Annotated in this window: 13 protein-coding genes; 6 read left to right on the forward strand and 7 right to left on the reverse strand. The window is 74.1% G+C overall.

Annotated elements, in window-relative coordinates; translation table 11 throughout:
- Positions 1-123: 123 nt before the first annotated feature.
- The 5 genes from ACWDBE_RS08095 to ACWDBE_RS08115 all read right to left on the reverse strand — a co-directional run bounded on the left by ACWDBE_RS08095 (position 124) and on the right by ACWDBE_RS08115 (position 4,809).
- The gene (locus ACWDBE_RS08095) at positions 124-1,560 is read right to left on the reverse strand and encodes an HD-GYP domain-containing protein (protein ID WP_449807555.1); all 1,437 of its coding nucleotides are present in this window, start codon (positions 1,558-1,560) and stop codon (positions 124-126) included.
- 378 nt (positions 1,561-1,938) lie between these two features.
- Positions 1,939-2,343, reverse strand: coding sequence for a mycothiol system anti-sigma-R factor (gene rsrA / locus ACWDBE_RS08100; RefSeq protein ID WP_449790020.1), 405 nt, complete (start codon positions 2,341-2,343; stop codon positions 1,939-1,941).
- Positions 2,340-3,245, reverse strand: a complete 906-nt coding sequence (locus tag ACWDBE_RS08105; RefSeq protein ID WP_449790021.1) for a sigma-70 family RNA polymerase sigma factor — start codon at positions 3,243-3,245, stop codon at positions 2,340-2,342. The genes rsrA and ACWDBE_RS08105 overlap by 4 nt, the downstream gene beginning before the upstream one ends.
- A gap of 152 nt (positions 3,246-3,397) precedes the next feature.
- Complete coding sequence (locus ACWDBE_RS08110; protein WP_449790022.1) at positions 3,398-4,036, reverse strand: alpha/beta hydrolase family protein; 639 nt, start codon at positions 4,034-4,036, stop codon at positions 3,398-3,400.
- Between the two features lie 20 nt (positions 4,037-4,056).
- Positions 4,057-4,809, reverse strand: coding sequence for an SOS response-associated peptidase (locus tag ACWDBE_RS08115; protein ID WP_449790023.1), 753 nt, complete (start codon positions 4,807-4,809; stop codon positions 4,057-4,059).
- Between the two features lie 151 nt (positions 4,810-4,960).
- Here ACWDBE_RS08115 and ACWDBE_RS08120 point away from each other — a divergent pair, with 151 nt between their 5' ends.
- The 5 genes from ACWDBE_RS08120 to hisN all read left to right on the forward strand — a co-directional run bounded on the left by ACWDBE_RS08120 (position 4,961) and on the right by hisN (position 9,519).
- Positions 4,961-5,686: a M50 family metallopeptidase gene (locus ACWDBE_RS08120; RefSeq protein ID WP_449790024.1), complete on the forward strand. Its 726-nt coding sequence runs from the start codon at positions 4,961-4,963 to the stop codon at positions 5,684-5,686.
- A 113-nt stretch (positions 5,687-5,799) separates the two neighbouring features.
- Positions 5,800-7,131: a 3-phosphoshikimate 1-carboxyvinyltransferase gene (aroA, locus tag ACWDBE_RS08125; RefSeq protein WP_392873350.1), complete on the forward strand. Its 1,332-nt coding sequence runs from the start codon at positions 5,800-5,802 to the stop codon at positions 7,129-7,131.
- Between the two features lie 15 nt (positions 7,132-7,146).
- The gene (gene rsgA, locus ACWDBE_RS08130; RefSeq protein ID WP_449790025.1) at positions 7,147-8,199 is read left to right on the forward strand and encodes a ribosome small subunit-dependent GTPase A; all 1,053 of its coding nucleotides are present in this window, start codon (positions 7,147-7,149) and stop codon (positions 8,197-8,199) included.
- 151 nt (positions 8,200-8,350) lie between these two features.
- Entirely contained in the window at positions 8,351-8,674 is a 324-nt protein-coding gene (locus ACWDBE_RS08135) for a DMT family transporter (protein WP_449790026.1), read from the forward strand.
- 47 nt (positions 8,675-8,721) lie between these two features.
- The gene (hisN, locus tag ACWDBE_RS08140) at positions 8,722-9,519 is read left to right on the forward strand and encodes a histidinol-phosphatase (RefSeq protein ID WP_449790027.1); all 798 of its coding nucleotides are present in this window, start codon (positions 8,722-8,724) and stop codon (positions 9,517-9,519) included.
- 99 nt (positions 9,520-9,618) lie between these two features.
- Here the strand turns inward: hisN and ACWDBE_RS08145 are convergent, their stop codons facing one another.
- Positions 9,619-11,094, reverse strand: coding sequence for a catalase (locus ACWDBE_RS08145; protein ID WP_449807524.1), 1,476 nt, complete (start codon positions 11,092-11,094; stop codon positions 9,619-9,621).
- Positions 11,095-11,198: 104 nt separating this feature from the next.
- Here ACWDBE_RS08145 and ACWDBE_RS08150 point away from each other — a divergent pair, with 104 nt between their 5' ends.
- Positions 11,199-11,612 (forward strand): Fur family transcriptional regulator, encoded by a 414-nt coding sequence (locus tag ACWDBE_RS08150; RefSeq protein ID WP_449807525.1) that lies wholly within the window; start codon positions 11,199-11,201, stop codon positions 11,610-11,612.
- Between the two features lie 78 nt (positions 11,613-11,690).
- On the opposite strand, the gene ACWDBE_RS08155 is transcribed toward ACWDBE_RS08150, so the two are convergent.
- Complete coding sequence (locus ACWDBE_RS08155) at positions 11,691-13,667, reverse strand: tetratricopeptide repeat protein (RefSeq protein ID WP_449790030.1); 1,977 nt, start codon at positions 13,665-13,667, stop codon at positions 11,691-11,693.
- Positions 13,668-13,904: the final 237 nt, after the last annotated feature.

A 13,904-nucleotide genomic window follows, 5' to 3' on the forward strand; every position in this document is an offset into this window, starting at 1 on the left:
GCGTGCACCCCAGGACCACGCGCCCCAGCCTCCGGAGCCCGAACACCCCGGCCCCCGGCGCCGCCCGCCCGGCGGCCGTCCGCCCGGCCGCGGTACGGCCCACGTCGCCGCGCCCGGCGGCCCTCACGGCTGCCCCACCGGGGGGAAGCTCCCGCCCTGGGGCGGTACCCGGCCCGGCGCCGCCCGGACCGGCTCGGGCACCCCGAGCGGGATGTCCGGCACCGCCTGGATGGAGTCCTCGGAGTGCACCACCGGCTGCCAGTCGTGCCCGGCCAGCGCGTCGATCAGCGCCCGCACCATCACCGGGTCGAACTGGCTGCCCGAGCAGCGCTCCAGCTCCACGACCGCCTCGCGGACCGGGCGTCCGCGCCGGTAGGAGCGGGTGGAGGTCATCGAGTCGAAGGCGTCGGCGACGGAGATGATCCGGGCGAACTCGGGGATCTGTTCGCCGGCCAGCCCGCTCGGGTAGCCCCGGCCGTCCATCCGCTCGTGGTGGTGCAGGATCCCGGCGTGCGCCTCGCCGAGGAAGTCGATCCCGCGCACCAGCTCGTACCCGTACACCGGGTGGATCTCCACCGCCCGGCGCTCCGCCTCGGTGAGGGGACCGTTTCTGCGCAGCAGCTCGGTGGCCACCCCGAGCTTGCCGACGTCGTGCAGGATGCCGGCGAAGCGCAGGGTGCGCAGCCGCTCGGCCTCCATGCCGAGCTGAGTGGCGATCAGCACCGAGGCCAGGCCGACCCGTTCGCTGTGGCCGCGGGTGTAGGAGTCCTTGATCTCCACGGCCTGCACCAGCGACTGCACGGTCGCCTGGTGGGCGTCGCGCTCGCGCTGCCCCTGGGCGAACACCCAGGCCGAGATGGACAGCGGCAGCAGGGCGAGCAGCGCCGCGAACGCGCCGTACGGGCCCTGCCAGAGCACCGCGACCATCAGCCCGCCGGCCGCGTGCACCAGCACCGGCAGCCCGCACACCGAGTGCGCCCCGCGCAGCAGCACCCACGGCCCGCGGCCCTCGCTGAGCATCAGCATGACACCCACCACCACCCCGTTGACCAGGCAGAACACCGCGACGGCGGCGAATCCGGGCAGCAGCGCGGCCGGGAAGCGGGAGCCGAGCAGCAGTTGCGGGCCGCGCAGCAGGTGGAAGGCGGCCGAGGAGGCGAAGGCGCACAGCGCGAGCTGGGAGCCGTTGAACAGCTGGCGCGGGCGACAGCCGCGCCCGTTCGGTCCGCCGAGCACCGCGGCCGGGGCGGCGACCAGGGCGGCGGCGGCGGGCGGGAGCATCAGCACCCCGGCGAACAGCACCGGGAAGAAGGCGTTCACCCCGGGCCGGGCGGGCACCCGCTCGGGCAGCGCCGGCCGGCGCAGCAGCCGACGCACCAGCACCAGGCAGGGCGTGGGCAGGCCCTGGGCCAGGGACTCCCAGCAGCCGTGCAGGAAGGCCAGCAGCGCGACCTTGGGCCAGTCCACCGGCGCGCCGAGCCAGTGCGGCACCCCGGGGGCGGCCGCGGCGGGCAGCAGCGGCACCAGGCAGCACAGCGCCGCCGCCGGGACGGCCGCCAGGTAGCGCGCCGCCCCCCGCGGCAGGGCCGATCCTCCACAGTCGGTAGCGATCTCGACCTCCCCGCCGTACGGACCCCGTGCTGCCTCGACCCGCCGGACGGACCGACGGTGAGTGACCGTCAGGAGAATAGGCGGCCACCCGGGCATGGGGACGCATGATGCCGCAACGGCACAGGCGGCGCACCGCCGACTCACCCGAACGAGTGAGGGCGGCTCGCGGGCGGAAACGGCAGCGGCCCCGGAAGCTCACGCTCCCGGGGCCGCTGCACTCCTTGCCCGAACCACCGACCCCCGCCCTCGGCGGCGGGCCGGTGGACTACCGCTCCCGGTCGTCGACCGACCGGTCGACCACCGTGCGGACGTTCGACCGACGGGCCGTCACTCCGCCTGGGCGCCGGCCTCGACCGGTGCGCCGGGGTGCGCCGGCTCCTGTCCGGCCGCTCCGCCCGGTCTGGGCGCCGGCCGCGCCGACTCGGCGTGCACCTCGACGGGGGTCTCCACCGCGACCACCTGCTCACCCGAGCGCTGCCCGGCCCGGATCGAGTCGATCCTGGCCAGCACCTTGCTGCGCAGGTCCGTCGGCGTGTCGTCGCACCCGCAGGAACGCTTGATCAGCGCCTTGATCGCCTGCTCCAGCCCGTACTGCTTCAAGCAGGGCGAGCACTCCTCGAAGTGCACCCGCAACTTTACGCAGTCGCCCTCGGGCATCTCGTTGTCGAGGAATTCATAGAGGTGGTCGAGGACCTCGCCACACTCGGTTTCGTGCGGATCGCCGCAGCTCATGAGCCCGAGCCCTTCGCTTCCTGCCCTGCCCCGCTGCCGGCCGGGACGAGCCCGCGCTCACGGGCGTAATCCTCCAGCATGCCGCGCAGCTGACGGCGGCCGCGGTGCAGCCGGGACATCACCGTACCGATGGGAGTACCCATGATGTCGGCGATCTCCTTGTACGCAAAGCCTTCTACGTCCGCGAGATAGACGGCGATCCGGAATTCCTCCGGGATGGCCTGGAGCGCGTCCTTCACATCGCTGTCGGGGAGGTGGTCGAGCGCCTGGGTCTCGGCCGAACGCAGACCGGTCGACATGTGCGACTCGGCCCGGGCCAGCTGCCAGTCCTCGATCTCCTCCGCCGCGGTGCGCTGGGGCTCCCGCTGCTTCTTGCGGTACGAGTTGATGAACGTGTTGGTGAGGATGCGGTACAGCCAGGCCTTGAGGTTCGTGCCCTCACGGAACTGGTGGAACGACGCGTACGCCTTGGCGAACGCCTCCTGGAGCAGGTCCTCCGCGTCGGCCGGGTTGCGCGTCATGCGCAGCGCCGCCGAGTACATCGGATCCAGGTAGCCCAGGGCGTCGCGCTCGAAGCGCCCCCGCCGGGCCTCCTCGCTCTCCTGCGCCGACACCCGGTAGGTGTCCTCACCGATCGCCTCGGCCAGCTCCTCACCGGTGAGCGCCTCGCCCGCGGGCATGGCGTCGCCCGGGCCACGGCCCGGATCGGCCTCGTGCTCGGTCCCGACGACCGGACCCACCTCCTCGGCATGACGGGAACGGCCCACGGCGGGCCGCCCAGAAATGGAGGATATAGGGCTGACGGGCTTCTCGCCCGCGTCGAGCCACTCCGACCAGGAGGGGGCGAACGCCGCGGTGGCCTCGCGCTCCTCAGGCCGTTCCGGGCACGCGATCGAACCCATCTGCCCTGCCTCTCTCACCGGTGACTCATGCTGACGGACACGACAACCACCCCGGCCCCGCCCGCATTCCCGCCCCCCGACACCATTCACTCGCACGAGTGATCGAACGGAACCGGTCCGCGCACGGCCGGCGGCCCCGCCACCGCCCGGCCTCACACCAGCCGCAGCACCCAGTCCCCCACCGACGAGCAGATCAGGTCCAGCACCTCGTCCCGCCCCACCGGCGCCCGCTTGGGCACCTCGAACCCGTGGCTGCCGTACGGCACCGCCACCAGCTCGTGCCCCGCCGGCAGCTCCGGGAACTCCCCCGGCCCGCCGAACGGATCCGCCGCACCCTGCACCACCAGCGTCGGCAGCCCCGACCCCAGCAACTCCTCGGCCCGGCTCCTCTCCGGCCTGCCCGGCGGGTGCAGCGGGAACGCCAGCGCCACCACCCCCACCGCCCCGCTCGCCGCCCCCGTCCGGCAGGCCACCCTCGCCCCGGCGCTGCGCCCGCCCACCACCAGCGGCAGCCCCGCCCCCGCCAGCCGCTCGGCCACCGGCCGCCAGCCCAGGTCCAGCGTCCTCGGCGCCGGGGCGAGCCGCTTGCCCGCCACCCGCCAGGGCTGCTCGACCAGCGCCACGGTGACCCCCCGGGCCGGCAGCGCCCCGGCCAGCGCCACCAGGTCCCCGGCCTCGATCCCGCCGCCCGCGCCGTGGCCGAGCGCCAGCACCGCCACGGGCTCCGCGGCCCGGTGCCAGGTGATCCGGGCCTCCCCGGCGTCGGTGGGGACCGGTTCGGTGGTGCTCATCTCGGCGACTCCAGAAGTGGTCAGAACAGCGTGGTCTCGTACTCGGCCTCGGCCCACGGCTCCTTGAGCCCGGGACCGTTGTTGCGGATGCTGCCGACCGCCGGCGACACCGGGGTGGCCAGCAGCGCCCCCGGCGGCGGGGGCGTCAGCAGCCGGCGCACCCCGTCCGGGTCGGTCAGCCGCGGGTCCAGCCACTCGTCCCAGTCCGCCCGGTCCAGGAACAGCGGCATCCGCTCGTGGATCGGCGCCAGCGCCTCCTCGGCGTCCGTGGTGACGATCGTGAACGTCACCAGCCACGCCTCCGGATGCCCCGGCGGCACCGCCCGGTTGCGCCAGAACTCGTACAGCCCGGCCAGCGCCAGCGGGCTCCCGTCCACGCGGGAGACGAAGTACGGCTTCTTGCGGGCCTTCCCCCGCTCCCCCGGCACCGTCTGCCACTCGTAGTAGCCGTCCACCGGCAGGACGCACCGGCGCGCGGCGAAGGCCTGCCGGTACGAGGGCTTCTCGTGCACCGTGTCCGACCGCGCGTTGATCATCTTCACCGCCGTCTCGGCGGAGTCCGACCACTGCGGCACCAGCCCCCAACGCAGCACCCGCAACTGCCGCACCGGCCGCGGCTGCTCCCGGCCCAGCCGCTCCAACACCACGAAGGCGCTGTTCGTCGGCGCGACGTTCCAGTTGGGGTCCAGGGTCTCCTCGGGGTCCCACTGCTCGACGCCGAACAGCTCGACGATGTCCTCGGGCTTGCCGCTCGCTGCGAACCGACCGCACATGCGGGCCAGCTTGCCATGCCGCCCGTCCTCAGGGCTTCCTCATCCTCCGGCCAGAACCACCCGCTCCCTCCCAACCGTCCCCACATGGGAGGCTGCCCCGAACGGCCCAACGCGACGGCCCAGTGCGACGGACGGAGGCGGAGAGACACCGATGAACGCGAACGACCGGACCCTCGGCGACCTGTGGACCCAGGTGACCGGCACCCAGACCGCCCCGCCCGGCTGGCTCGTCCTGGCCACCGGCGCCGCCGCCCTGCTCACCGTCCTGGCCCGCCCCCTGTGGCACGTCGCCCGCAACGCCGTGACCATCGCCCACGAGGGCGGCCACGGCCTGGCCGCCGTCGCCACCCGCCGCAAACTGGCCGGCATCCGACTACACTCGGACACCTCCGGACTCACCCTCTCCTACGGCCGCCCCACCGGCCCCGGCATGGTCCTCACCGCCGCCGCCGGCTACACCGCCCCCGCCCTGCTCGGCCTCGGCTGCGCCGCCCTGCTCGCCGCCGACCGGATCACCCTGCTGCTCTGGCTGGCGATCCTGCTGCTGCTCGCCCTGCTCCTGCGCATCCGCAACGCCTTCGGCTTCCTCAGCGTGCTCGTCGCCGGCGGCGCCTTCTTCCTGGTCTCCTGGTTCGGCAGCGCCGAGGTCCAGGCCGGCTTCGCCTACCTCGGCTGCTGGTTCCTGCTGTTCGGCGCCGTCCGCCCCGTCCTGGAGCTCCAGCACCAGCGCCGGATCGGCTGGGCCCGCGACTCCGACGCCGACCAGCTCGCCCGGCTCACCCACGTCCCCGCCCTCGCCTGGGTCACCGTCTTCCTGCTCGTCGCCCTCGCCTGCCTCGCCCTCGGCACCGCCTGGCTGCTTCAGCCCCTCCAGTAGGCGCCCCGCCGTCTCCAGTAGGCGCCCCGCCGTCTCCGGCAGGCGCCCCGCCGTCCGACCGCCGCCAGGACTGTTCCGGCAAGGGTCCACAAGACGAGCCCTAGACTTGCCCCATGACCGAGACCCTGTGGCCCGCCCCCGTCGCGACCAGCCCCGTCGACGCCACCGTCACCATCCCCGGCTCCAAGTCGGTCACCAACCGGGCCCTGGTGCTGGCGGCACTCGCCGACGGACCGGGCTGGGTGCGCCGCCCGCTGCGCAGCCGCGACTCCCAGCTGATGGCCGACGGCCTGCGCGCCCTCGGGGTCACCATCGAGGAGAAGGTCAACAACGACTCCGGCGGCACCGGCGGCGGCGAGGCCTGGCGGGTCATCCCCGCCCCCGCCCTGCTCGGCCCCGCCTCGGTCGACGTCGGCAACGCCGGCACCGTCATGCGCTTCCTGCCCCCGCTCGCCGTCCTCGCCGACGGCCCGGTGCACTTCGACGGCGACCCGCGCTGCTACGAGCGCCCCCAGCACGGCGTGATCGACGCCCTGCGCGCGCTCGGCGCCCGGATCGACGACGGCGGCCGCGGCGCCTTCCCGCTCACCGTGCACGGCACCGGCTCGCTGGACGGCGGCCCGGTCGAACTGGACGCCTCCTCCTCGTCCCAGTTCGTCTCCGCCCTGCTGCTCTCCGGCGCCCGCTACAACCACGGCATCGAGGTCCGCCACGTCGGCGGCCCGGTCCCGTCGCTGCCGCACATCCGGATGACCGTGGAGATGCTGCGGCTGGCCGGCGCCCAGGTCGACGCCCCCGAGGACGGCGGCGAGAAGGACGTCTGGCGGGTCACCCCCGGCGCCCTGATCGGCCGCGACCTGGTGGTCGAGCCGGACCTCTCCAACGCCGCGCCGTTCTTCGCCGCCGCCCTGGTCACCGGCGGCCGGGTCACCGTGCGGGACTGGCCCAGGCACACCACCCAGCCCGGCGACCAGCTGCGCGAGATCTACACCCGGATGGGCGGCGCCTGCGAGTTCACCGACGAGGGCCTCCAGTTCACCGGCACCGGCCGGATCCACGGCATCGAGGCCGACCTGCACGACGTCGGCGAGCTCACCCCGGTGATCGCCGCCGTCGCCGCGCTCGCCGACTCCGAGTCGCACCTGTACGGCATCGCCCACCTGCGCCTGCACGAGACCGACCGGCTCGCCGCGCTCGCCAAGGAGATCAACGACCTGGGCGGCGACGTCACCGAGACCGAGGACGGCCTGCGGATCCGCCCCCGCCCGCTGCGGGGCGGCATCTTCCACACCTACGAGGACCACCGCCTCGCCACCGCCGCCGCCGTGCTCGGCCTCGCCGTGCCCGGCGTGGAGGTCGAGAACGTCGCCACCACCGCCAAGACCCTCCCCGACTTCCCGGCGATGTGGGCCGAGCTGCTCGGCGAAGCGGCGGCGGGCGCCTGAGCGGAGACTGAGCACATGCGCCGCTACGGCAAGGACGCCGACGAGGACGACATCCGCAACCGCCCCGCCCGCCGGGGATCCCGGCCGCGGACCAGGATCCGGCCCAAACACGAGGACGCCGCCGGGGCGATGGTGCTGACCGTCGACCGCGGTCGGATCACCTGCCTGGTCGACCCGGGCACGAAGCAGGAGCGCCAGGTCGTCGCCATGAAGGCCCGCGAGCTGGGCCGCAAGGGCGTCGTCGTCGGCGACGTGGTCAACCTGGTCGGCGACCTCTCCGGGGACGCCGACACCCTCGCCCGGATCGTCCGGGTCGAGGAGCGCAGCTCGGTGCTGCGCCGCACCGCGGACGACGACGACCCGTACGAGCGGATCGTGGTCGCCAACGCCGAGCAGCTGGCCATCGTCACCGCGCTGGCCGACCCGGAGCCGCGCCCGCGACTGATCGACCGCTGCCTGGTGGCGGCCTACGACGCGGGCATGGAGCCGCTGCTGGTGCTCACCAAGTCCGACCTCGCCCCGGCCGCGACGCTGCTGGACTCCTACGCCCCGCTCGGCATCAAGTACGTGGTCACCCGCCGCGACGAGCTGGAGACCACCGGCGCCGAGGCCGTCCGCGAGCACCTGCGCGGGCTGTCCACGGTGTTCATCGGCCACTCCGGCGTCGGCAAGACCACCCTGGTCAACGCGCTCGTCCCGGACCGCCGGCGGCAGACCGGGCACGTCAACGCGGTCACCGGCCGCGGCCGGCACACCACCGTCTCCGCCCTGGCGCTGCGGCTGCCCCCGCCGGCCGGCGCCAAGCCGGGTTCGAAGAAGGCCCTGAACCCCGGCTGGGTGATCGACACCCCCGGCTTCCGCTCCTTCGGACTCTCGCACATCGACCCGTCCCGGGTCATCCACGCCTTCCCCGACCTGGAGCCCGGCACCGTCGACTGCCCGCGCGCGTGCAGCCACGACGAGCCGGACTGCGCGCTGGACGCCTGGGTCGCGGACGGCCACGCGGAGGCCGCCCGGCTCTACTCGCTGCGCCGGCTGCTGGCCAGCAAGGAGGGCGAGGCCGACTGAGTCGGGCCCTGCTCCGCTCTTCCCCGGGGTTGGTGGCCCATTCTCCCCGGGGTTGGTGGCCCGTTCGAGGTGTCGGAGCGGTCCCTCCTGGCGATCATAGGAAAGTCGGGCTATCCACGGTCCGACCGTCGATCGACAGGGAGGGCACCCGATGGCATGGGCCCTGGTGGTCCTGGCCGGCCTGCTGGAGACCGGCTTCGCGGTCAACCTCAAGCTCAGCGAGGGTTTCACCAAGCTCTGGCCCACCATCAGCTTCTGCGTGTTCGCCCTCGGCAGCTTCGGCCTGCTCACCCTCTCGCTGAAGACCCTGCCGGTGGGCCCCGCCTACGCGGTGTGGACGGGCATCGGCGCGGCCGGCACCGCGATCTACGGCATGCTCTTCCTCGGCGAGAGCACCTCGGTGCTCAAGCTGGTCTCGATCTCCCTGGTGATCGCCGGCGTCATCGGCCTCCAGCTCAGCGGCACGGCTCACTGAGACCGGGCACGGGCACCGCGGCGCACCGACCGGCTAGGGTTTCCGGCATGGCCGACTACCACGACGATCTCCGACTCGCCCATGTCCTCGCCGACTCGGCCGACTCGGTCACCCTGGAGCGCTTCCGCGCCCTCGATCTGAAGATCGAGACCAAGCCCGACCTCACCCCGGTGAGCGACGCCGACAAGGCCGCCGAGGAGCTGGTGCGCAGCGTGCTCCAGCGCGCCCGGCCGCGCGACGCCGTCCTCGGCGAGGAGTTCGGCCTGCAGGGCTCGGGCCCGCGCCGCTGGGTGATCGACCCGATCGACGGCACCAAGAACTACATCCGCGGCGTCCCGGTCTGGGCGACCCTGATCGCCCTGCTGGAGGACGGCCCGGACGGCGTCGAGCGCCCGGTGGTCGGCATCGTCTCGGCCCCGGCGCTGCAGCGCCGCTGGTGGGCGGCCAAGGGCCTGGGCGCGTTCGGCGGCCGCGGCCTGGCCAAGGCCTCCCGGCTGCACGTCTCCGGCGTCTCCCGGATCGAGGACGCGTCCTTCTCGTACTCCTCGCTCACCGGCTGGGAGGAGCGCGGCCGCCTGGACCCGTTCCTGGACCTCACCCGTGCCTGCTGGCGCACCCGCGCGTACGGCGACTTCTGGTCGTACATGATGGTCGCCGAGGGCGCCGTGGACATTGCCGCCGAGCCCGAGCTGTCGCTGTGGGACATGGCGGCCAACTGCATCATCGTCGAGGAGGCCGGCGGCCGTTTCACCGGCCTGGACGGCGTCCCCGGCCCCGGCGGCGCCGACGCCGTCGCCTCCAACGGGCTGCTGCACGAGGAGGCCCTGCGCCGGCTGAGCGTCTGAGCGGACGGGGCTTCGGAGGCCCGAGCGCCCGAGAGACGGTCGCGGCCCCCTGACCGGTGGGAGCCGGTCAGGGGGCCGCCGTCGTGCCAGGCCCGGCGCCTACTGCTTGCGCAGCTCCCGGACCGCCGCGTCCAGCCGCTGCCCGAAGTCGGCGTCGGCCTTGCGGAAGTTGTCGACCGCGCGCTCCACGATGTCCTCGCGGTCGGCGGAGACCTTGGCGATGAAGCCCGACAGGTTGCCGATCAGGCGCTGCTTCTCCTCCTCGGAGAGCAGCCGGTACAGGTCGCCGGCCTGCACGAAGTCGTTGTCCTCGGCGTGCGAGGGCGCGGCGTGGGTGCCGGTGGAGCCGTCGACGGCGGTCGCGGCCCACAGCGGGCGGCCGGTCTCCACCGGGCCGCCGAAGCTGTTCGGCTCGTAGTTCTTCTGCCGGCCGTGGCGGCCGTCGTACAGGTAGCCGTCCCGGCTGTTGGTGCGGGCCTCGGTGGCGTGCGGGCGGTTCACCGGCAGGTGGTCGGCGTTGATGCCGACCCGGTAGCGGTGGGCGTCGGCGTACGCGAACAGGCGGCCCTGGAGCATCTTGTCCGGGGACGGGCCGATGCCGGGCACGAAGTGCGCCGGGGAGAAGATCGACTGCTCGACCTCGGCGAAGATGTTGTCGGGGTTGCGGTTGAGTTCCAGCTTGCCGATCTCGATCGGCGGGTAGTCGGCGTGCGGCCAGACCTTGGTGAGGTCGAAGGGGTTGAAGCGGTAGTTCGCCGCGTCGGCCGCCGGCATGATCTGGACCTGCACCGTCCAGCTGGGGAACTCGCCGCGCTCGATCGACTCGCGCAGGTCGCGCTGGTGGCTGTCCGGGTCCTGGCCGGCGAGGGTGTTGGCCTCGTCCTGGGTGAGGTTGCGGATGCCCTGGTCGGTCTTGAAGTGGTACTTGACCCAGAAGTGCTCGCCCGCCTCGTTCTGCCACTGGTAGGTGTGCGAGCCGTAGCCGTTCATGTGCCGGTACGAGGCGGGGATGCCGCGGTCGCCGAAGAGCCAGGTCACCTGGTGGGTGGCCTCGGGCGACAGGCCCCAGAAGTCCCAGACGTTGTCCGCCTCCTGGGAGCCGGTGTACGGGTCCCGCTTCTGGGTGTGGATGAAGTCGGGGAACTTCAGGGCGTCCTTGATGAAGAAGACCGGGGTGTTGTTGCCGACGAGGTCGTAGTTGCCGTCCTCGGTGTAGAACTTCACCGCGAAGCCGCGCGGGTCGCGCACCGCGTCGGCCGCGCCGAGGTTGCCGGCCACGGTGGAGAAGCGCAGGAAGACCTCGGTCTGCTTGCCGACCTCGGACAGGAAGGCCGCCCGGGTCCAGGGCGTCACGTCGGCGGTCACGGTGAAGGTGCCGTACGCGCCGGCACCGCGGGCGTGCACCACGCGCTCCGGGATCCGCTCGCGGTTGAAGTGGGCGAGCTTCTCGAACAGCTGCTGGTCCTGGATGAGCGCCGGGCCGCCGGTGCCGGCCGTCTCGGTGTTCTGGTTGTCGGCGACGGGGGCACCCGCCTCCGTGGTCAGGGTCGGGCGCAGCTCGTCCTGGGTCGTCATGGGTGTGCCTCCGCGATGTCCGGTCGTAATGGCACGATCCTAACTTGGACTTTGTCCAAGTCAACACTGGAACCAATCTCAGAGCTTGACCTACTCTGGATGACATGAGCGACCTGCTGGAGAGACTGCGCGGAAGAGGCTGGCGGCTGACCTCGCAACGCCGGGTCGTGGCCGAGGTCCTGGACGGCGAGCACGTCCACCTCACCGCGGACGAGGTACACGCCCGCGCGACGGCCCGGCTGCCGGAGATCAGCCGCGCCACCGTCTACAACACGCTCGGCGAACTCGTCGCCCTCGGCGAGGTCATGGAGGTCGCCACCGACGGCCGCGCCAAGCGCTACGACCCCAACGCGCACCGCGCCCACCAGCACCTGGTCTGCTCGGGCTGCGGCGCGATCCGCGACGTCCACCCCCAGGGCGACCCGCTCGCCGCCCTCCCCACCACCGAGCGCTTCGGCTTCGCCGTCACCGCCGCCGAGGTCACCTACCGCGGCCTGTGCCCCGACTGCCGGCCCTGATCGGACTCCCGCCCCTGAGCGAACCGCCGGATCCGGCCGAACTCCCGCCACCAGCCCGGGACTTGGCACGACCGGCCGCTACGCGCTCAACTCCGCGTCGAGCGCGCCCAGCAGCCGCCCGGCCCGCTCGGCCACCTCGGCCGGCCCGGAGTCGATCGCCCGCCGGCACCAGTTCTCCGCCTGCACCGGCTCCCCGCGCCGCAGCGCCAGCAGCGCCAGACGCAGCGCCGCCCGACCGTGCCCGGCGTCCGCGGCCCGGGTGTACCAGAGCATCGCCTCGGCCTCGCTGTCCTGGCGGGCCAGCAGCAGCCCCAGGTTGAACGCGGCACTGCGGCTGCCCGCCTCGGCGGCCCGCCGGTACCAGCTCTCGGCGATCTCCAGCGCCCCGCGCTCCGCCGCCCGCACACCCATCCGCACCTGCGACCGGCGGTGCCCGGCGTCGGCCGCCAGCGCGTACCAGTGCTCGGCCTCGGCGTCCGCGTCCCCGCGCCGGTCCAGCAGCGAGGCCAGCCGGAACGCGCCCTCGGCCGAACCGCCCGCCGCCGCCTGCCGGTAGCGCTCCAGCGCCCCGGCCAGGTTGCCGCGCTGCTCCTGGACGACCGCGAGCTGCAGCGCCGCCTCGCCGTGCCCCTCGGCCGCGGCCCGCGCGTACCACTCGTGGGCCTGCTGCTGCTCGCCGCGCCCGGCGTGCAGCACCCCGAGGTTGAACGCGCCGTCCACGCTGCCGGCCTCGGCCGCCTTGGAGAACCAGGGCTGGGCGCCGGACTCGTCGCCGCGCTGCAGCAGCACCACGGCCAGCGCGTTGCAGGCCTCCCGGTGCCCGGCGTACGCGGCCCGGCGGTACCACTGCTCGGCCTGCTGCTCGCGGCCGGTGCCGGCGCAGAGCAGGCCGAGGTTGAAGGCGCCGTTCTGGTCGCCGGCGTCCAGCGCGACGCGGTACCAGCGCTCGGCCTCGGCGGCCTCGCCGCGGCTCGCGTGCAGCGCGCCCAGCGCGTTGGCGGCATTGCCGTCCCCGGCCTCGGCGGCCTCCTGCCACCACTCGGCGGCGGCCGCCAGGTCCCCGGAGTCGCGCAGCAGGAAGCCCAGCGCGCACGCCGCGCGCGACTCCCCGTTCTGCGCGGCCTGCCGGTACCAGCGGGCCGCCTCGTCCAGCAGCGACCGGTCGGTGCGGGCGCGTTCCTCCAGCAGCACGCCCAGGCGCAGCGCGGCGCGGGCGTGGCTGCGGGCGGCGGCGGTGCGGTACCAGGTCTCGGCGGTCTCCTTGTCCCCGGCGGCCTCGCGCATCCGGGCCAGCCGGTAGGAGGCCTCCCGGTGCCCGGCGTCGGCGGAGACCTTGAACCAGCGTTCGGCGCGCACGTCCCGCCGGTGCTCCATCAGGTCGCCCAGCGCGTACGCGCCCAGCGGGTGGCCGTGGTCGGCGGCGAAGTGCAGCCAGTACTCGGCGGCCTCCTCCTCGCCCTGGTCGCGCAGTTGCAGCCCGAGCGCGTGCGCGGCCGGCGCGCTGCCGGCCACGGCGGCGTGGCGCCACCACTGGCCGGCCTCGGCCCGGTGGCCCTGCTGGTGCAGCAGCACGCCGAGGTTGTTGGCGGCGGCGCGCACCCCGGCGGCCGCGGCGGCGCGCAGGTACGGCTCGGCCTCCTCCAGCTCCCCGCGGCGCAGCAGCAGGGTGCCGAGCCGGCAGGCGGCGTCCGGGTCGCCGCCGTCGGCGGCCTGCCGGTGGCGGGCCTCCAGGGCGGCGGACTCGCGGGCGGCCAGGGCGGTCTCGAAGCTGGTCGAGTCGAGGCCCGCCGGGTCGAGCGCGGCGCCGGCGGCCGACTTCCCGCCGGAGTCCTCCCCGTACGCGCCGACGGCGGCGGCGAACTGACGGGTCGACACGTGGACCAGGCTGTCCGGCCCGTAGCCCGGGGCCGGGGGGCGTTCGGACAGTCCGCTGGTGCGCTGGGCGGGCAGGGCTCCGGGGTGGTTGGCGGTGGCCTCGGCGCTCTCCGCCCAGGCGTCGGTGTCCGCCTCGGCGGCCGCCGAGGACCTGGCGCCTGACTTGCCGATCAGCCTCATGCCGACTCCCGCTCCCCCAGAGTGTCGCGGCATCGTGCCCCGGCGCGCGGCCGGGGGGACTCCCAGGAGAGGCGCCGGACCCGACGGCCGGTCAGCGGCCGTGCACCGTCCCCCATGTGTCCCATCGTCGCATCACCCAGTACCCGCGTACACCTGCCCCGGCCGAATTCCGGCGGGGCCGACCCGAAGCCGACGGAATTGCTTCGGCGCTTTGTCGATTTCCCGACACTTCAACCC

It is taken from the genome of Kitasatospora sp. NPDC001132 (assembly GCF_053598415.1).